This is a genomic window from Reichenbachiella agarivorans (assembly GCF_025502585.1).
Classification (GTDB): Bacteria; Bacteroidota; Bacteroidia; order Cytophagales; family Cyclobacteriaceae; genus Reichenbachiella; species Reichenbachiella agarivorans.
Genome location: NZ_CP106679.1, coordinates 2881389 through 2900459 on the forward strand (window position 1 = coordinate 2881389; position 19071 = coordinate 2900459).

The following is a 19071-nucleotide window of genomic DNA, read 5'->3' on the forward strand; positions in this document are numbered from 1 at the left end:
ACATGCCACTAGGAAAGAATTTGAAAAAGGATACTTTGATACCTACTGAAAAGAAGGAGAAAGAACCTGTGGCTAAGAAAACCATCGTTAGCCAAGCGAAGAAAAAACCAGCGAAGAAGGTAGAGAAACCTAAGGCCGAAAAAATCACGAAGGCAAGTCCTCCGAAAAAGGTCGCGCAAAAAAAATCGCAACCCAAAACTGAGCCCAAAAAGGTAGTAGCCATAGAAAAAAAGCAGGAATTGAAATCTGTTTCTCTTCCAACACCAAATGAATTGGAAGAGAAACAGCTATCAGCAACTGCTATAAACGAGATAGATCAAGTCGAAGATGCCGAGTCGATTGATACCGATGAGGTGCCAGCAGTGATTTTACCTACTGAGAGACAGCATGTCACCGCACCAAAGGCACAAGCACAAGAATTGCTTAGAAAGAAAATAGGGACAGTAAAATACCTAACAGAAGAAGAATATCAGGAAAAGAAGCGACTCAAAGAGAAATTTGACCAAGAAATCAAAGCATATGCAGGCAAGGATGTCCAATTAATTGTATTCAAAATGGGTCAAGAACGCTATGCTATTGAAATTGACCGTGTCAGAGAAGTGGTACACACACCTAGAATTTCTAAAATCCCTCATGCACCTAATTTTATCAAGGGTGTCAGCAATGTGAGAGGGTCTGTGATGGTTGTGTTAGACTTAGGGTTAAAGTTTGGAATAGATAATCAAGAAGAATCCAAAGAATTCATCTTGGTGATTCACCATGATGAATTCAAAGCAGGAATTCTAGTCAATGAGGTTCCTTTGACCGTCAAAGTAGCAGGAGATAACATTGTGAGTTCTGCTGGTATATTAAGAAATACTTCCCTAGATGAGACTTATATCAAAGGAATAATAAAGACAGATGAGGATATGATCATATTTATTGATATAGCAGAGCTCATCCAAGAAGACGAAGTAAGTATCATTTCCCAATCAATACTTGGGTAAGCTTAAAGGGAAGGAAATTGGATAAAGTTAGAGTAGTAGTAGCAGATGATTCAGGTTTTATGAGGTTATTGATCTCAGACATATTGACCGAAAACGGAAGCGTAGAAGTGATTGGCACTGCGGTAGATGGCAAGGACGCCGCTATTAAAGTTGCTGAACTCAGACCTGACGTGCTGTTGCTAGACATGAATATGGGGGAGTACGATGGCTTGTATGCTGTCAAGCGAATCATGAGTGAAAATCCATTGCCGATTCTTATTTTAAGTTCAATTGGCAATACCAATCTACAGCCGATATTTGATGCGCTAGATTTGGGTGCTGTGGATTATTTGAATAAACCTGAAAAGGGTAATTCTAAGCTCCGAAATATTGAGGTGGAGTTGATCCAAAAGATCAAGAATGCTAAGCGTGCCAACACCAAGGCGATTCCAGATCCTAAAATCAACGCCAATACCTATGAGCATACTTTTAATGAAAAGAGCAAATATGACGTCATTGTCATAGGAGCTTCGACAGGTGGGCCAAGTGCAATTGAAAAAGTGATCAATTCCCTGCCTGGAAACCTGAATGTACCTGTACTGATTTGCCAGCACATGCCACCTAACTTTATAGGGTCTTTTGTCAAACGGCTCAATGCCATGTCACCGCTGCAGATTGAGGTAGGAAGAGAAAATATGAGACCTAAGGCTGGTCATATCATCGTGGCGCCAGGAGAGTCCAACATGGTAGTGACTAAAAAGAGGAGCGGAGGGGTGTATATTGGGTTTACAGATCAAGTATTTCCCGAATATAACTGTCCCTCTATCAATGCATTGATGCTGTCAGTAGCTGAGGTGTACAAAGACCGCAGCATAGGAGTCGTCCTCACTGGCATGGGCAAGGATGGGATGCTCGGGATGAAACAGATAAAAGAGCAAGGTGGTTATACCATTGCACAAAGTGAAAAGTCTTGTGTCATCTATGGTATGCCCAAGGCAGCTGTAGAGTATCAAGCGGTTGATCGCTCTATAGACATCAATGAAATAGGAGGATTTTTAGTAAACAGCTTATAACAACAAAGACTTGGATTCTAAAGAACAACAATATCGAGATTTATTCCACCAAGAAGCCATCGAAAGCTTCGAGGAGCTCAATCGCTTATTTACCGATTTAGAAAAGGATCATGGCAACCAGAGTGCGATTGATTCTATTTTCAGAATCACCCACACCATCAAAGGAAACGCCATGGGCATGGGCTTTGATGATATTGCCAAATTATCTCACGTCATGGAAGACGTCATGGGAGCTGTCAAGAGTGGTGACATGAGCTTGAACAAGGAGATATTCGATGCGCTATTTACAGCCAATGACAAATTAGGAGCATTGATCGAAGCACTCAAATCAGGTGCTAAAGTGAGTTATTTGGGGATCAAAACTAAATTGGGCGTGTTTTTTAAGAATGCGACTCAAGCACCTCAAATCAAAGAAACACAGGAAGAAAAGAAGACTCCAGACTCATCGGAACATTCTACTGCTATAGAATTAGAGTCCGTGGAGTCTTCTCCTTCTTATGATGGCGATAAAGATAACGAAAATGATGAAAGTATAGACGAAGTTGATGATCAACCTACCATCACTTTCACAGATGTTATTCAGATTCCTGTCAAGAAAGTAGATGAGCTGATGAATCTCGTAGGACAGTTGATCATTGAGCGAGATCGATTGATCAGTATCAACAGCCAAAATGGAAGCCGTGCCACTGAGTTCGAAGGACTGCAACGGATTTCTTCAGATCTGCAGTACAGCGTCATGAACGCTCGGATGGTACAGGTTGGTTTTCTTTTCAATAAGTTTCACAGGATCGTAAGAGATGTAGCGCATATTGAGAACAAAAATGTAGACTTGGTCATCAAAGGAACGGACGTCGAAATAGATAGGAATATCCTCAAAATTATGAGTGATTCCATGATCCACTTGGTGAGAAATGCTGTCAGTCACGGTATTGAGTCCGCAGAGAATAGAAAGGCCAAAGGCAAAAAGAAATCAGGGAAGATTACCCTCAATGCACGATATGAGCGTGATAGTGTAGTCATCGAAGTGAGTGATGATGGCAATGGTATAGATGCCAATGTCATCAGAAAAAAAGCGATAGAAAAAGGACTAGTCAAGAAGGAAGTGGCTGAAAAGCTGTCTGAGAATGAAGTGATTATGTTCATCTTCGAACCAGGCTTCTCCAATGCGGAAAAGATCACAGAGATATCTGGTAGAGGAGTAGGTATGGATGTGGTCAAAAGAGCGACCGAGTCCATAGGAGGTCAGATATCGGTCAACACAGTAGTGGGACAAGGATCAACAATCAATTTGATCTTGCCTTCTTCCATGGCATTGAAAGGGGCACTGTTGTTTGAGGTCAATGAGCATGAATATGCCGTCCCTCTGACTTATACGGATGCTGTGGTATCTATGCCAAAAACAGAAATCCATAAGATCGGTGATGGCCTCATGGCCAATTACCTAAGCGATACGATTTCCATCGTGTTTTTAAAGGACTTTTTGAATGTAGAGACACTCTCAGATTTGACAAAATCGGGTGCTTTGCACCAAAGCTTTGACGAAATAGAAGATAATGAGGTATTGGATGTAATAGTTGTGTCATATATGGGTAAATTAGTAGGACTCGTGGTTGACAAACTGTTGCAGCAAAAAGAGATATTAGAAAAATCATTGGCAAGACCACTCGACAATGTTAAGCTATTGAGCGGATCTACCATTTTAGGTAATGGTAAGGTATGTTTGATAGTAGATGTGGCGGCCATTACAGAGATATTGTTCAAAACAATGGCTCAAAGTGCAACAATGAAATAATGTTTTACAAAAACCATAAACAGGATGTTTAGCGATTTGACTGAAAATGAAAAAGGCATAGCAGAAAGGCTGATGAAGTTCGGGCTAGCCAAAGGAGCGTTATCCTTAGAAATGATGGTTGGCAGTCCGGTGGTGATGAAGAGTGTAGACCTAGGCATGTCTAGTGTCAAAGGTGTACATCAGTTTACCAACAAAGAAGACCACAAGCTTTATCTGTTAAAAACAGAGCTTGTAGGTGATCTAAAGGGATTTTGCCACCTTATCTTCACAGAGGATGATGTACTCAAGGTGCAGACCAAGTGTTTGCCAGCAGACATCATGGAGGCCAACAATTCTCAGAGTAGATTGATGAAGTTGGAATTCATGACTGAGATTGACAACATGGTAGCAGGATCTGTAGTGACCCAGTTGGCCAATTATCTTAACCTAGAGGTGTATGGCAATGTACCGATACTGACTACTATACAGGCTGCTGAGGCCAACAGTCATATTGATGCTGAGTCAGTAGATCATAACTCTACCAACATGTTGAAAACAGTCTATCATTTACCAGAACTAAACATATTTGCAGAATTTGTCTGGTTGTTTCAGGATAGATTTTTGGAGTTGATCTCTGATTTTGCCAAGAGCGAAAAGTCAAAGGAATTTGTTGCGGTTTAAGTTGTCAATTAGTTCAAACACTAACCTAATAGTAAGCGTGTGGTAGAAAGTATATCCGATGAAGAGCTGAATGCTTTGATGCAGGCGATGAAGAATAGGTATGGGTTAGACTTTACCAATTATGAGAAAAAATCCTTCAAACGAAGTATAGTCAGATTGATGATGAAGCATAAGATAGGGTCTATGCTGGAGTTATGGTCTAAAATACTGAAGGATAAACAGTTCTTTTTGGATGGGATAGATGATTTGTTGGTCAATCTAACCGAACTTTTTAGAAATCCAGATGCATGGATTATGATTCGAGACAACATTTTGGACAAGTTTAAAAATAAGTCTCAATTCAAAGTATGGCATGCTGGATGCTCTACAGGTGAGGAAGTTTATACGATGAGTATGGTTCTTGAAGACAAAGGGATGCTATACAAGACCAAATCATTGGCAACTGACTTGAGTGACGCTGCATTGAATAAAGCCAAAAATGGCATCTATTCTTTGATGATTATGAAACAGTATCTTAAACCATTTTTGGAGTTTTACCCAAACAGGAAAATGGATGACTATTTCACGTTTCAGGAAAAGGATGCCGTCATAAAAGATGAATACAAAAGGCACATTACATTCAAGAAACATAATTTGGTTCAGGATGCTGTGCATGAGAAATTTGATATAATTTTTTGTCGAAATGTAATGATATATTTTGACGAGACTTTGAAAATAAATGTGCTAAACTTGTTCAATGATTGTTTGAACGAGGGAGGTTTTTTGATAATAGGGTATTATGATATCATGCCGGACGCAGGAAAGGCAATATTTGATACTTATGATGTAAGAACAAGAATTTACAAAAAGAAAATAAATAAATACTGAGCTTATGAGCAAGAGAATATTAGTTGTAGACGACTCTATGTACATGCGCACGCTGATCAAAGATGCACTTTCTAACGAAGGATACGAAATAGTAGGCGAGGCTCCTAACGGAGAAACTGCAATCGATTTGGCAATGGAATTGAAACCTGATTTGATCACCTTGGACAATATACTTCCTGATATGATAGGAACTGATATTTTGAGAGTGTTGATGGATGAGGGATTGCCGTCTAAAGTGATCATGGTGAGTGCTGTAGGTCAGCAGTCCGTGATCAACGAAGGGATAGAACTGGGCGCATCAGACTACATCGTGAAGCCATTTACGGCGGATGATTTGGTCGACGTAGTGAGAAAGCATATCGGTTGATATTGCCGATAGGAGCTTCCTAAATAATTTGGATAACTAAGCGTGCGGTGTTGTGCCGTTGGCTGAGTGGATATATTTAAACCTTGCCATTTACTGGTAAGGTTTTTCGTTTTGTAGATAGGTCAACGAGACTGTTAACCTTTGTTGTTGGGTATATGCGACGTTTGAGAGCTAGTCTACCACTTATGCGTCGAAATGGTATTGACGAGATTTGCCTTGAGAGATACTTTTGAGTGGTGGAGTGGGGTTAAACAAAAAAAGCTATGCGAGTAGCATAGCTTTTAGTAATGATTCTATTCATTGTGCAGCCAAGCCTTTTTGGCTAGCAGCTCTTCTTCAGTTTCTTCGTAGTCTGGATCATCCACACAGCAATCTACCGGACAGACAGCCGCACACTGGGGTTCCTCGTGAAATCCGTTACACTCGGTGCACTTCCCAGGGACGATGTAGTACAAATCTTCTGACACAGGTTCTTGTGCTTCGTTGGCATCTACCTGCGTTCCGTCTTCTAGCTCAACCTCCGTAAGGCTTGTTCCGCCAGCCCAATCCCATTCCACTCCACCTTCGTAGATAGCTGTATTCGGGCATTCTGGTTCGCAAGCTCCGCAGTTGATGCATTCATCGGTAATAATAATTGCCATTATAATTTACTTTAATTACCCTAAAAATTAAGTCTGCAAAAATAAAGATTAATTTTGCCTGCCAAAGATTTTCTGGCATTAGTTTAATTATACTCATTATCTAGTTTTATGTTTATCGAAGAGAGAATAAAATTATTTGTAACGTTAGGTGAGCATTTGAGTCGTCTCTCTGAGGAATCACTAGATGAGCTGGCTCGTGCAGCAGGCAATCAAAATAGTTGGTTTACCAAAGAAAGTGTAGTTGATGCTATTGCTGGAATTTGTTCTTTCTTGAATGAAACGGAGCTCAGAGAATGGTTGTCTGTTTATGATTTTCATGCTATTCAGCCTAAGAAAGTCGGAGTGGTAGCTGCAGGGAATATACCCTTGGTTGGTTTTCATGACATTCTTGCGGTGCTCATCTCAGGCCATCATCTGATGATCAAACCGAGTACTGAGGATAGTTATCTCGTTCGTTATATGCTGCATCAACTGGCCGAGATAGATCATGCAATCAAAGAACAATTTACCATTGTAGAAAGACTCAATGCGGCTGATGCTTACATCGCTACAGGTAGTGACAATACTGCGCGTTATTTCAAATACTACTTCAAAGAAAAACCAAGCATCATTCGATCTAATAGATCCTCAGTGGCTGTTTTGACAGGCAAAGAGAGTATACAGGAATTGGAGGTATTCGGTCAGGATATTTTTCAGTACTTTGGGTTGGGCTGTAGAAATGTCTCCAAGATTTTGATCCCAAATGGATTTGATCTTACGAGATTGTTGGATGCTTTGCAAGGGTACGAGCAAGTGGGTAATCATCATAAGTACAGAAACAACTATGATTATAATAAATCTATTTATCTCGTGAATCGTGAGCCTCACCTAGATACAGGTTTTTTGTTGTTGCGTGAGAGTGATGAATTGGTGTCGCCGATTTCGGTTCTATATTATCAATATTATCAAGAGAAGGAGGATTTGACAAACTATCTGGCAGATCATGACTCTAAGATTCAGTGCGTGGTAGGTACTGATTACATTCCATTTGGTCAGGCTCAAAGACCTACGGTGAAGGATTATGCGGATGGGGTAGATACGATGGCTTTTCTTACTGAAATTTAGAGTGTTGTTATTTATATTCTTGTTTTTCAGTGTCTTATGTTGGAATAGTTGTGATGGATACTTAACTTAATATAGGTCATTATTTAGGGTAGTATCTAAAAAAACTATTAAACCACTATGAGAACGTCCTTCGATCATCGTTATCAATTTGAGAGAAAAATTCTTATAGGCATAAGTGTGCTGGCATTAATGCGATCTTCATTTAGTATCTATCAATTATTGATTCAAGAAATAGATCAAGAAAATCTTATCGCACAATCTCTTTTATTCTTTTTGTATTTCGGCTCATTGATTTACCTTATCTGGTTTGAGTTTAGTTTTATTTTTGGTTTTTTCTTTGCAATTATTTTTACGCTACTTAATACTTTTTTGTGGTTTGCAAACGGAGGTCTTACTGGTTTTGTAGAGCAAAGTATTATTGTTTCAATCATTGTTGGAGCGATTATTACACGAGGTAGATTACAATTGGTGCTGATAGGATTTGCTTTGGTCATCGAAGTATTGACTTTACTAATATGGGATTATAAATATGATTGGATAGAAAGTATAGTAGGAGAACAAGGAAGGTCTATAGTTAAATTTCAAATCATGATGGTTTTAGTGACAATTGGAATGATTTATGTAGCATTTCAATATCAGCAGGATCATCAAATTTTAAGAGGTAGAAAGTACGAGCTACAGCAAAAAATGGCTGAAATACGCAAGGAAAATGATAATTTGTTTGAACAACAAAAGGAGTTGAACGAGATAAATGCTGTGTTGGAAGAGAGAATTAATAGAAGAAAATTTGAATTGTGTCAGAACAATAATTCAATTGAAAAGTATATAGTACTTAGTCGTTCTCAAATTTCCCCATCCTTAGAAGAGATATCGAAGAAAATAAGTGGGAGTCAATTTTATGGGGAGTATGGGCAATTACTTAAAAAATCAGGACGTAATTTGATTAAATCATTTATAGAAATAGAACGTCTTCAGAAAGATTAGTTATTGCCGTAATTAAAAAATGAGTAAATCATATAGCACTCTTATCCATTAATTTTGGTAGATTATTGATAGAAGCACCTAACCCTGCGTTCATGCCCAAGGAACTGACAAAATTTGTGTTTGAAAAGAAAATATTACTAGCCGTGTGTATACTCGGTTTGATAAGACTCATTCATCCAATCTATTTGTTTCTGTTCGAGTATCTCACAATTGAGTTTGTAATTCTAGATAGTCTTCTGTTGTTAGTTTTTTTGTCTGGTATTACGGCCGTGTTTCTTGTCAAGGAAACCAACTACATCAGCATCCCTGTGAGTGTTTTATTGATACTTCTTTCTACATACAATTGGGTCATTTCTGGTGGTTTGTTAGGCGTTTCTGATGCAAATCTTGTTGCCATCTTGATCATTGTTGCCATGATCAACAAGGGGAAGATATTGGTGTGGATGGTTTCTGCGGTTCTGTTTGTTCAATTTGCATTGATTGCAACTTGGAATTTTTCATTCGAATGGTTGGAACCATGGGTCTCTGAACCGACAACCAATTTATTCAATTATAGAATCATGGCCTTGCTCATCACAATTGGGATGGTGTTTTTGGCATTTCAATACAATAAGGAAAAAAGTAGGCAGCTAAAAAGAAGAAAGGAGCTGTCTGAGAGAATGAATGAGATGCGTGAAGAAAATCAGAACCTATTTGAGCAAGAAAAGGAAATGGTTGCATTGAATAAGGTCTTGGAGAACAAAATTCTTATCAGGAAGGAAGAGTTGCTGATCAACAATCGAATGATTGAGAATTACTTGAACTTGAGCCTTACTCAAATAGAGCCTTCTATGCATGAGGTTACAAAAATGATAGAAAATACTGCTCTAGATGGTCAGTATTCAGATTTGTTGAAACAAACTGGAGATAAGTTGACCAATTCTTTTGAAACCATTCAGTCCAAAGTTATGCCATTTCAATAGTAGGGGAATGAATATTCATGACAATTATCAGACCCCGAGTGCATTTGCTTTTTACAAGAAGCTGTTAATCGCTGCATTGTTTTACTTCCTGTTGATGGTGGTGCGCTTCGTGTATTTTGAAGTAGATCCCTATGCGCAATGGGTTTATTTAGCCTTGTTGATACTTACTGGAGTTTGTATGGGGCTACTTCGATCATTTCGATTTTTGGGGTATTCGGTTTTTGTGTTTTCTGGTGGGTTGATTATTTCGTTTGTGCTGATGTGGATTCATACTGGTGGTATATATGGATCCTTGTCGACAACATACTATACCTTGTTGGTTGGATTCGTTGCTGTCCTACCTCGTAACTACAAGATTCCCTCGGCACTAGTGATTTGTACGATTTGTTTGACACTAAGTCTGTATTCAAATACGCCGATAGATGCAAACTCCGCAGCCTGGAGATGGATTGAGATCGATTACTTGATCAACTCCGTGATCATAGCAATATGCGTAGTGTATGTCAAAAGAGACTTGGAGAGTGAACGTCAGTCATACCTAAGCTACAATGATCAGATTGATCAATTGAATGAAGAATTGTTTCAAAAAAGAAAGAAACTGCTTGAGCAGCGCCATGAAATCCAGTCAACCAAAAATAATCTAGAAGATATCATCCTTCGTAAAACAGTCGAGTTGCAAAAGAAGAACAAGCAATTGTCCGATTATGCATACAATAATGCACATATTCTCAGGGCTCCTCTTTCCAATATCTTAGGACTGATTCAGATTCTTGAAAAGGAAAACTTGACCAAACCAGACCACCTTCAAGAGCTAAAGGGACTTAAGGAACGAGCAGATCACCTTGATCAATTGGTAAAAGAGGTCAATCAAATCCTGAGATAGATATGTCAAGAGAGGTAAGTAAAAAAGCGTATTTTATAGATATATACCTTTGTAATATAGGAGAGCCTTTATAAAGAATGGTCAGATTTGTTAATTTGCATTCAGATTGCTTACGGCAATCTCGTAATCAGCTATCAAAACATTCATGATCCGACTCAAGGAAATCTCTCTTGAAAGAAGCATACTCATCGTAGTTTGTGGCTTGTGCCTAATCAAAGTGGTGCATGGCCTGTATCTACTTTATCAGTATGATTTGGGTCAAGAAACGGCGATTTTATATTCTGGATTGTTGCTGATTACTATTGCATCTCTTGTATCAGCCTTTTATTCAAAATCTATTTTTCTAACCAGTTCAATTTTTGGTCTGGTTTTGACCTCTTTAGTATCTGTACTGTGGATATACAATGGAGGGCTAGTTGGCCTGTCCGAAATTAACCTGATGGCACTCATGGTTATTTTGATTATGGTTCATCGTGGCATGTGGTCAGTGGTATTTGGTCTATTTCTCTATGCCGTTCAGATGACTTTAATATGGGTTTGGTATTCTCATTATGAGTGGATTTCTGACATGGTACTTCCTTATTTTTACAATTTGACCTATTACCAGACTACCGTGGTGATAGTGGCAATTAGCTTTATATATCTGTCATATAGATATGGAAAGGAAAGTGAAAGACAGATCATAAGAGAACGAGAGTTATCCAACCGTATAGAGGAACTGGAAATAGAAAATTTGAAACTTGAAAAGCAGGAAATAGAACTGAAGGAGCTCAATGACCTATTGAATTTGAAGATTGATCAGCGATCCAAAGAACTGACGATTAGCAATCATTCCATCAATTCGTTCATGGATTTTAGTGTACAGGAAATCGCCCCCTCCATCAACCATCTGGCTGTTAAAATAGATTCCTTGGATTCAAAAAGTGAGTTGGCTACTTTACTTAAGGCATCAAGTAATAATTTGTCGACTGCATTTGTTGACATCAAGGATAAAATCGACTCAAACAATTGGTGATGGAGTCGTTTTATAAATCCAAATATCGAATTCCCTTTGATCAGACCTATTATGTCTACCTGCTATGGCTCAGTACTATTTCCTTTCTGTTTAGGTCAGTTTGGTCTGTCTATGTATGCGAGTCTGAGCAGATACTGTTGATGTATGAGTTATTGTTTGGTTTGTCACTGGTCTGTTTGATGATGAGTTATGTTCAGGGATTGAGAGTCCTGACTCAGCATCTTTATGCTATAGGTACACTCTTTGGATTTGGTTTTTTGTGGGATCAATATGGTGGTGTCAATGGCTCGTTTTCTTATGCGTATTTGACTTTGCTAGCGATCTATGCAGTGATTTTGCCAGGAGTTTTCAAGATTGTCTACTCTGTTGTGCTCTGTACTCTATGCGTGGTACTGACATCCTATTCCTACCCCACAGCTGATCAAGTTGATGCCTCTGTGGTGATTAGTTTTATAGTCAATACCACCATCACAGGAGGCACAGTGTTGTATCTGAAATGGTTCTATGATAAGAATCGAGAGTCTTTTTATGCTCACAATGAAAAATTGGATGAAGTAAATCGAGCAGTGTTCAAGAAGAAGGTGACTTTGCTGAATCAGCGCAAACAAATCCAAGACATGAAGGCCAATCTGCAAAAACTAGTAGCTTCTCATACAGTTCAGTTGGAAGCCAAAAACCAAAGTTTATCTAATATGGCATTTAGCAATGCACATTATCTAAGAGCTCCTTTGACCAATATCATGGCAATCATCGAAATGATGAAAGCAGATGCAAAGGCTAGTGATCACGAGATAAAACAACTAGAATCACTAGCTGCTGAATCCATCAAACTAGACAAGGCCTTGCACAAGGTCAATCAGTTGCTAGATGATTAGAAAGAACCAAGAAGCCAAAAATCATCTATATCCCTGAATGGTGCTTACCATTTGGTGCGTGGGGCATAGCAAAATTGAAGCTATCTTAGGATGTAGATTTTCCCAAAGCCATTTTTGAACCCCTTGTCTGCACTGGTCTTGCGATGTTTGAATTCTTCGCCAGGATTTTTGATCAAAACACGGTAGAGGTAGACACCATTTGCAAGTTGATCACCATAGTTGTCGCGACCGTCCCAAGCATAATCGGTAAGATTATTCCCAATGTTGATAGGTCCTAGTTCGTCCATAAAAATCTCTCTAACCACTCTGCCACTGATAGTCATGATTTGGATTTTGATGTCTTCAGGAAACAATTCCCCCGTCAAGGTAAATACAAATCTTGTTTGGGTAGAGAATGGGTTTGGATAGGGGTAAAAGTTGGTGATCGTAGACTCATTGATTACCTCAAAATTGATCTCATACGGCTGTACACCTGAGTCATTGCCTGACGCATCGGATACTTGTACACGTAGACCGTAGATACCATCGGCCAATTTTGCAGGTGTATATTGGATGGAGAAACTTTCCTGCTGGCTTGCTGCAGTCCAGGTTACCTCAGGGCTGCTAAATGGAATACGTACATAATCACAGGTCTCACATGGCAAGCGCATATAAAAATTCATACCCAAGGTGTCTTCTTTGAATAGAAATTCATTCTCATCTGACATGGTGATGTGTACTTTTGGACTGGGAGATACAATGTCTCCATCCATGATTTTGATTCCGTCAAATAGGACATTGAGGAGAGGGTTGTATTCATCTGCACTGACTGCTGTGTATTTTGATAGCCTTAGAGAATTGTTGCTGGTATAGATTTCTTTTTGGCTTGATTTGTTGACATCCAAGACTAGGTCACTGGTGCCAACATTATTCTTGGTCTTGAGTTTGATGTCAAAATTAGAAGAATCTCCAGCTTCCAATTTTGCAATCTTGAGACTGTCTTTGACAATGCTGTTGGCAGTAGTGTTGAGGAGGTTGTATTTGACGAGAATAGAGTCTTGGTAATCCTTTTTGGAGATATTCCAAAAAGTATAAGGCGCACTGTAATCTTGTCCTTCTTGTAGGTCTATCGTTTGGTTAGCGGTGTTGTGAGAGAGGAGTACACCTTCTGCTACGCTTTCGTATTCTGCTTGCCAACTCTTAAGTTGTGGAGGAGAAAAGGCTACTACATCCGCCAGCCCAAGATTTAATCTGAGGTAGGGATATTGATCGGCATCTATGGTGCTGACATCATAGCTCAGGTCTGTGTTGTTGCCCATCAGGATGGCTTCATTTCCCACTTTGTCTATGCCGTATATTTTAACCACATATTCATCATCCGCAGGATTGTTGGACATATCGATCTCTAAATTCACGCTACTCCATGATTTGGCAGGGCCAATCTTGTTAGTTGAGATTTCGCCCGTATCAAAGCTGCCCACTACATCTTCATTGAGGAAGAGGGTAGATTGATTGGCTGGTGTGGTCACTGGGAGTATCTCTATGGCTTCTATTCCAGTGTTTTTAGACCCAAGAAAGATGAATGGCTCATCTGTGACCAGATTGTCCAATGTTGTTCTTTTGATACCTAGTGACTCTAGTTTGGTCTTGAATTCATCAGTCCAGGTACTGTAATCTAGAGTCCCTAAAGAATATACCAATACCTTGTCACCATCCCCAACGGCATCTATATAGTCTATGGGTGTGACAGTTCCACTAAAATCTGACGCGATGAAGTTGAAAATATACTGAGGCAAAAGACCACATATCAAGGGATTTAGTGAGGCGCTGGTATTGAATGTGATCGGGCTAAAGGGAGCGGAAGATTGGCGTTGAAAGGCCAAAAAATTAACCGTATTGTTTCTACAATGAGCGTTGGCTTGTGGCGAACTGGATATAAAGTAGTTTTGATTGTCCAAGAGGACTTTGGTATCAGAGAAGGTTTGTGTAGGATGATTCGAACCATAGGTTTGTACCGAAAGATCCAAACTAGATGTGATGAAATCCCAAATGCCGTTGTTATCTAAAGTCAGTCCTATTCGATTCGATTCTTTCAACTGACTAGTAGATTGTTGTGTCCAACCTTCCATCCCAGCAGGTACGTAGGTAAATGATGAGGTTACCCAATCCTCGTTTTCACTGGGCAAGGGATCGCTGTATCTCGTTCGCCAATAGAACACTTTTCCACTTGTGATGTTTCCTTTGGATAATAGATCAAATGGAATCTGTCCGACAACTTTGGACTGGATAGATTGTGTGCTCAAGTAGGGGCTGTTGAATGTGTCTACCGTATCAATCTGAAAATCATAACCACGTGTGTTGGTCAAGATATTGGTGGATTGAAAGAAAAAATTAACATTCGACGTAGTCTCAATGCTATACATGGTAGGTAGCAGGTTCAATGTACTGCCATTGGATAGAAACAGATCAATGCTAGCACTGTTGTTGGTTTTACTGAGCTCGTCGATTTCACCAAATGGGTCAATGTCAATTCGCAATGTGTTTTGTCCCGCAGCATTAGTGATTTGATTATTGAGAATGAAACTAATCGTATCTTCTCTGAGTACTGGATCAAATACCAAAGGGCCATAGGTAATATTGGTGCCATCAGGTAGTGTCCTGACTACCTGTATTGAAAGTGGGGTGTCATCATAGATCCCGAAGTTTTTGATATTGAAATCCAGTTGAAAAGAATCAATGGAGGTCAAGAGTTGTTGATTGTTGAAGGTTTTGATATCTATCAAATTTTCATCTACGCCATAGTCAGCTTTGTCTGCGCCAAAGACTCTGGTAGCAGGATCTCCTTGCAAGTTGAGTAATTGGACCTGAGCAATATTGGCATCCCCTGTGCCATAGTTTTGTATGTATCTCTTGGCTGTTTCAGCTTTGATTTTACCTACGCCCAAACTGGTAAATGCCTCTTCATTAAAGGCCAGTTTGTAAAAAAGGTCACTGTACCTTTTGAGATTATTCGGGAAACCTAGATCGCTATGCGCCATAAAGGAGATTGCGCCTAGATCTGGTGTCAATATCCAGTCCACGCCAAATGACTCATCGTTTTCGCTAAAAAAATCCCCAGACTTGCAACCATTGACCATGAAAGTGGGGTATTTTCCCTTGTTGGAATAACCAAATGATGGGTCTGAGACTAATCCAATTTCGATATCCGATATACTACCACTTGAGTGCCCAAAAAAAGTAACCATCATCACTCCATCATTGATTTCCTCAGATATATTGATGAGTTCCACTGCACTGTTGTTGTTTTTTGATATCAAAACTGACTCTCCACCTAGTATTTTGTCCGCTGCAATGGTAGCAAATCCTTGTACATAGCCCTTGAAGGAATTGAGTTCTTGCTCAGAATTGCCTCCACTCAACTGTACCAGGTTTTTCCGCCTAAGATTGTCATAGGGTTTGGCCTCCATTTCTATCACTTTATTCAAGTAGGCCTGAACATGATCGGGTTGTGTGGCATTGATTCGCCCAGTTGCGATGGTTTCATAAGCTGTGCCTCCGTCAAAACCAGCTGAATACTCTACATCACCACCTGGATAACCAAATGTTGGTACCAGATGCTTGATGGTGGTAGTAGCTGGATCGAGTCTGTAGTAGTTGGAGCCTACATTGGAGCTCTTTCCGATTAGGAATAGATACTCAAGTCCACCGTTATCATACATGTATTCACTTATTCGTTTGATGGCCATGGGAGAAGGGTGACCATAATTGAATTGATCAAAAACTTGATCGACATTGAGATCAAGTACGGTATGACCACCACCTGCAGTACTTTTTCTGTAGTTGGCATAGGCCAAAATCTGGTCTCCTTGATTGTTGCTTGTGCTGGCACGAAGGCTTTGGTGTGTGATGATGAGGTAGTCAAAAGAGGCAGGATCAAAGTTGTTGAATGTGGTCTTGGTAATGACGGGGACAGTTTTGTAGCCTGATTGGGCGAATAGAGTTCGTATAGTGTTGGTGTTGTTTACGATTGCATTGAATGAGTTTGCAAACGAATTGATCCCGATTGAAATGGGAGAGGAGATGGTTGTGATATCATATAAATGAATGTTGGTCAAGGTGTTTTGTACATTGATATATGATTTTCCTCCCGCATTGCTCTTGAGTTGAAGTACATGATCGGAGGTACCTCCTAGGTCAAATGATCTGCTGTAGTTTACTTTGACATAGGCGATGCCTGCTCTGTCAGCATTGCCATTGACGCCATTGACCGTAATTCTGACGACCATTTCTCCGCCAGAGGATATGTCTGATGCTTGTAGATTTTGATTGATTTTATGGTTGGCTATACCATTAAAATTGGCCGTGGTGAGTTGGCGCAGACTGGATGTATTTGCCCCAACAAAAACGGAAATGTCGTGGGCATTGTTATTGCCTCCTGTGAGCAGAATCTCTATAGTAGGTGTGTAGCCAAGTTGTACTTGACTGTGGAGACCAGTTAGTGTTTGCGTGACAGATTGGCCTTTGGTGACCATGGATCCTGTCCACCCTTCTGCATAATCATAGCTCCCGAGCAATACATCATTGGAGAATCCGTGACTTTGTCCTGAGAAGTAATAATTGGCATAGACTGCACGGCTTTCTTGGATGAAATAGTTTTCGGCAGCCAGTCCTCCTACGTTATTTTCTGAGTACTTGGACATTCTCAATCCAAAACCTAAATCTAGTCTGTAGGTGAGGAAATAAGCACTGCTGTCAGAAAATAGGTTGTAGTAAGTGTGCGGTTGTGCATCGGTGGCTAGGTAAAGCGGAGTGTCTGAAGTGCCATCATGTTTCTGCCCGTAAAACTCGATGTAATCACTCACATTGAATACACCGTCACTTTCACCCACTACGGAGATGGCTACTTCTTGTCCTTTGTAGAACAGTTGAAATTTTCTTGGATCTACACTGCCTACTGGGACTCCAGCTGTGGCTAGCTGGGTTCGTGTCAATTGATAAATGCCATTTTCAGCAATCTGAATCTTGTAATACTGTTGATTGTAATTGATCCACTCATTGCCGTATGGCTGAGCCATGAGCATGTTGAGTGACATGACCAAAAGACATAGAGGCAAGATGATGTGTTTACTTTTTGTCATTGAAACGGGCTTTCAAAGATAGTACATGGGAGTAGGGAGATTCGGCTTGATCTCCGATATCAGTCATTGCGTAATCGATACTGAACTGTTTCAGTTGGACGCCTACTCCAAAATTAGGTTGGAAGACTGTAGTATAGGATCGGTCAAAATTTTGGATTTCTTGAAACTGTCCTACCCCAAATCTGACAAAAAATTTGTCGACATAGCCCAATTCTATTCCTGCTTTTGGGTCTATAGACAATTGCTCTGATTTGATCAGCGTGTTTCTTTTGCCATCGAGGGTGCTTTCTAGGTCAACAGAGATGAGCATGCTCAATTTTTGTATAAAGTTTAGCCTATAACTAGCTCCCAAAATGAATCTAGGAAGTGTGACTTCTATTGAGTTTTCTGGGATTTCGTTTCCAGTCTGGGCGTAAATGTCGGCGATCATCGAGGTGTTATGATTCCAAGTATTGTAAGTACCTGTGATATCTTTGAGCATCAATCCGATGTTGATATTCTTGATTGATTTTTGAAAGCCTATGTCTAAACCATAGCCCCATGCAGTAGCGAAGCTGCCCGCACTTCGGTAGATGATTTTGGCACTGATACCTGCACGAATACCTCCGAGTGCATGGAGTTTTCTTGCGTACGAGAATAAAAAGCCATAATCTGCAGAGGAGAAGAATTTGATGTTGTCATAGTTGAGGGCACCATTGGCATCATAGAGATAGCGCGTGTCAGGGATGTCATCGATCCCTAGTCGGATGGCAGATATTGCCAAAGTACTCAAACTATCAATACGGGTAGAGAAGGCAGCGTAATCATAGTTGGCGATACCTGCGAAATATTGTGAGTGCATCAACGCACCGCTGTACTTGTCTTTTTGGAGATTGAGCCCCGCTGGATTCCAATAGCCTGATGATATGTCATCTGCCACAGCAGTGTAGGCCCCACTCATAGCCATGGCTCTGGCATCTACCCCAATAGCCAAAAATTCATTGCTGTATTTAGGCGTGTTTGTTTGGGCAAACGAGCTAGCATAGGACAGGTAGCAGAAGAAGGCGATGAGATATTTTTTCAAACTTTACCTTTAAGAATACAAACTCTACAAAGGTAGAAACATTGCTGCATCGGTCAATATTAAATTAAAGGGTAAATAGAAGTGCAGAGACAATTCAATGATTCAAATTGACTTATTTTTATTTTTAATAGTTATATACAAAGAAATTTGATAAAAATTAGAAATATTTAACCCAGTACTAGGCTATACAAGGTACTTTTCCGTACAAGATTTAAATCATTCTCAAACTTGAATTCTAATGCTATGATTTCATTATTAATCGTTCTGTTCGTCATCCTATTTCATATGATGATAGAGGTGATGAACTAGAAATAAAAAAGTAAGGCTATGAAAATAGAGAATACACAGGTCCAAATGAGAAAGGGTATACTCGAATTCTGCGTGTTGAAGATCATCTCAAGAGGAGAGGTCTATGCTTCTGATATGATTGAGGAGTTGACTTCAGCGAGAATTATGGTGGTAGAAGGTACTTTGTATCCCTTGTTGACCAGACTGAGAAAGGCAGGGCTTGTAGATTACAAATGGATAGAGTCTAGTTCTGGACCTCCGAGAAAGTACTATACGATTACTGAAGAAGGCAAAGACTTTTTGCTGCATTTGGATGAAACGTGGAGTCAGCTTGTGACATCTACTCAAAAAATATCGAAACAATGAATTTCTTGAATTTTAGTAACAACCCAGACATAATCGCATGTCACTCAGG

Annotated in this window: 16 protein-coding genes; 13 read left to right on the forward strand and 3 right to left on the reverse strand. The window is 39.8% G+C overall.

Annotated elements, in window-relative coordinates; translation table 11 throughout:
- Nucleotides 1–2 precede the first annotated feature (2 nt).
- Genes N6H18_RS12115 through N6H18_RS12140 form a run of 6 tightly spaced genes read left to right on the forward strand, consistent with a single transcriptional unit; the run spans nt 3 to nt 5724 of the window.
- Nucleotides 3–986: a chemotaxis protein CheW gene (locus N6H18_RS12115; protein WP_262308539.1), complete on the forward strand. Its 984-nt coding sequence runs from the start codon at nt 3–5 to the stop codon at nt 984–986.
- Between the two features lie 17 nt (nt 987–1003).
- The gene (gene cheB, locus N6H18_RS12120) at nt 1004–2038 is read left to right on the forward strand and encodes a chemotaxis-specific protein-glutamate methyltransferase CheB (protein ID WP_262308540.1); all 1035 of its coding nucleotides are present in this window, start codon (nt 1004–1006) and stop codon (nt 2036–2038) included.
- Nucleotides 2039–2048: 10 nt separating this feature from the next.
- A complete protein-coding gene (locus N6H18_RS12125) occupies nt 2049–3830 on the forward strand; it encodes a chemotaxis protein CheA (RefSeq protein ID WP_262308541.1) in 1782 nt (593 codons plus the stop codon).
- A 24-nt stretch (nt 3831–3854) separates the two neighbouring features.
- On the forward strand, nt 3855–4490 hold the full coding sequence (locus N6H18_RS12130) for a chemotaxis protein CheC (RefSeq protein ID WP_262308542.1): 636 nt from the start codon (nt 3855–3857) through the stop codon (nt 4488–4490).
- Nucleotides 4491–4529: 39 nt separating this feature from the next.
- Entirely contained in the window at nt 4530–5357 is an 828-nt protein-coding gene (locus N6H18_RS12135) for a CheR family methyltransferase (protein WP_262308543.1), read from the forward strand.
- Nucleotides 5358–5361: 4 nt separating this feature from the next.
- Nucleotides 5362–5724, forward strand: a complete 363-nt coding sequence (locus tag N6H18_RS12140; protein WP_262308544.1) for a response regulator — start codon at nt 5362–5364, stop codon at nt 5722–5724.
- A gap of 293 nt (nt 5725–6017) precedes the next feature.
- On the opposite strand, the gene N6H18_RS12145 is transcribed toward N6H18_RS12140, so the two are convergent.
- A complete protein-coding gene (locus N6H18_RS12145) occupies nt 6018–6365 on the reverse strand; it encodes a 4Fe-4S dicluster domain-containing protein (protein WP_262308545.1) in 348 nt (115 codons plus the stop codon).
- Nucleotides 6366–6473: 108 nt separating this feature from the next.
- On the opposite strand from N6H18_RS12145, the gene N6H18_RS12150 reads away from it, so the two are divergent.
- The 6 genes from N6H18_RS12150 (at nt 6474) to N6H18_RS12175 (ending at nt 12188) form a co-directional block, all read left to right on the forward strand.
- Nucleotides 6474–7469 carry an acyl-CoA reductase gene (locus tag N6H18_RS12150; RefSeq protein WP_262308546.1) on the forward strand — a complete coding sequence of 332 codons (996 nt, stop codon included), beginning with the start codon at nt 6474–6476 and terminating at the stop codon, nt 7467–7469.
- A gap of 117 nt (nt 7470–7586) precedes the next feature.
- Nucleotides 7587–8453: a hypothetical protein gene (locus tag N6H18_RS12155; protein WP_262308547.1), complete on the forward strand. Its 867-nt coding sequence runs from the start codon at nt 7587–7589 to the stop codon at nt 8451–8453.
- Nucleotides 8454–8692: 239 nt separating this feature from the next.
- Nucleotides 8693–9415 (forward strand): hypothetical protein, encoded by a 723-nt coding sequence (locus tag N6H18_RS12160; RefSeq protein ID WP_262308548.1) that lies wholly within the window; start codon nt 8693–8695, stop codon nt 9413–9415.
- A gap of 7 nt (nt 9416–9422) precedes the next feature.
- The gene (locus N6H18_RS12165) at nt 9423–10298 is read left to right on the forward strand and encodes a phytochrome family protein (RefSeq protein ID WP_262308549.1); all 876 of its coding nucleotides are present in this window, start codon (nt 9423–9425) and stop codon (nt 10296–10298) included.
- A gap of 145 nt (nt 10299–10443) precedes the next feature.
- Nucleotides 10444–11313 carry a hypothetical protein gene (locus N6H18_RS12170; protein WP_262308550.1) on the forward strand — a complete coding sequence of 290 codons (870 nt, stop codon included), beginning with the start codon at nt 10444–10446 and terminating at the stop codon, nt 11311–11313.
- Complete coding sequence (locus N6H18_RS12175) at nt 11313–12188, forward strand: hypothetical protein (protein WP_262308551.1); 876 nt, start codon at nt 11313–11315, stop codon at nt 12186–12188. The genes N6H18_RS12170 and N6H18_RS12175 overlap by 1 nt, the downstream gene beginning before the upstream one ends.
- An 80-nt stretch (nt 12189–12268) precedes the next feature.
- Here N6H18_RS12175 and porU2 read toward each other — a convergent pair whose 3' ends face one another.
- Nucleotides 12269–17305 carry a putative type IX secretion system sortase PorU2 gene (gene porU2, locus N6H18_RS12180; RefSeq protein ID WP_262308552.1) on the reverse strand — a complete coding sequence of 1679 codons (5037 nt, stop codon included), beginning with the start codon at nt 17303–17305 and terminating at the stop codon, nt 12269–12271.
- Nucleotides 17292–18368: a putative type IX sorting system protein PorV2 gene (locus N6H18_RS12185; RefSeq protein ID WP_262308553.1), complete on the reverse strand. Its 1077-nt coding sequence runs from the start codon at nt 18366–18368 to the stop codon at nt 17292–17294. The genes porU2 and N6H18_RS12185 overlap by 14 nt, the downstream gene beginning before the upstream one ends.
- Nucleotides 18369–18695: 327 nt before the next feature.
- Here N6H18_RS12185 and N6H18_RS12190 point away from each other — a divergent pair, with 327 nt between their 5' ends.
- Nucleotides 18696–19022, forward strand: a complete 327-nt coding sequence (locus tag N6H18_RS12190; protein ID WP_262308554.1) for a PadR family transcriptional regulator — start codon at nt 18696–18698, stop codon at nt 19020–19022.
- Nucleotides 19023–19071: the final 49 nt, after the last annotated feature.

Coding starts and splice junctions, on each gene's coding strand:
- N6H18_RS12175 (WP_262308551.1), top strand. CDS start 11,313: ATGGAGTCGTTTTATAAATCCAAATATCGAATTCCCTTTGATCAGACC.
- N6H18_RS12115 (WP_262308539.1), top strand. CDS start 3: ATGCCACTAGGAAAGAATTTGAAAAAGGATACTTTGATACCTACTGAA.
- N6H18_RS12165 (WP_262308549.1), top strand. CDS start 9,423: ATGAATATTCATGACAATTATCAGACCCCGAGTGCATTTGCTTTTTAC.
- N6H18_RS12155 (WP_262308547.1), top strand. CDS start 7,587: ATGAGAACGTCCTTCGATCATCGTTATCAATTTGAGAGAAAAATTCTT.
- N6H18_RS12145 (WP_262308545.1), bottom strand. CDS start 6,365: ATGGCAATTATTATTACCGATGAATGCATCAACTGCGGAGCTTGCGAA.
- porU2 (WP_262308552.1), bottom strand. CDS start 17,305: ATGACAAAAAGTAAACACATCATCTTGCCTCTATGTCTTTTGGTCATG.
- N6H18_RS12150 (WP_262308546.1), top strand. CDS start 6,474: ATGTTTATCGAAGAGAGAATAAAATTATTTGTAACGTTAGGTGAGCAT.
- N6H18_RS12130 (WP_262308542.1), top strand. CDS start 3,855: ATGTTTAGCGATTTGACTGAAAATGAAAAAGGCATAGCAGAAAGGCTG.
- N6H18_RS12170 (WP_262308550.1), top strand. CDS start 10,444: ATGATCCGACTCAAGGAAATCTCTCTTGAAAGAAGCATACTCATCGTA.
- N6H18_RS12140 (WP_262308544.1), top strand. CDS start 5,362: ATGAGCAAGAGAATATTAGTTGTAGACGACTCTATGTACATGCGCACG.
- N6H18_RS12190 (WP_262308554.1), top strand. CDS start 18,696: ATGAAAATAGAGAATACACAGGTCCAAATGAGAAAGGGTATACTCGAA.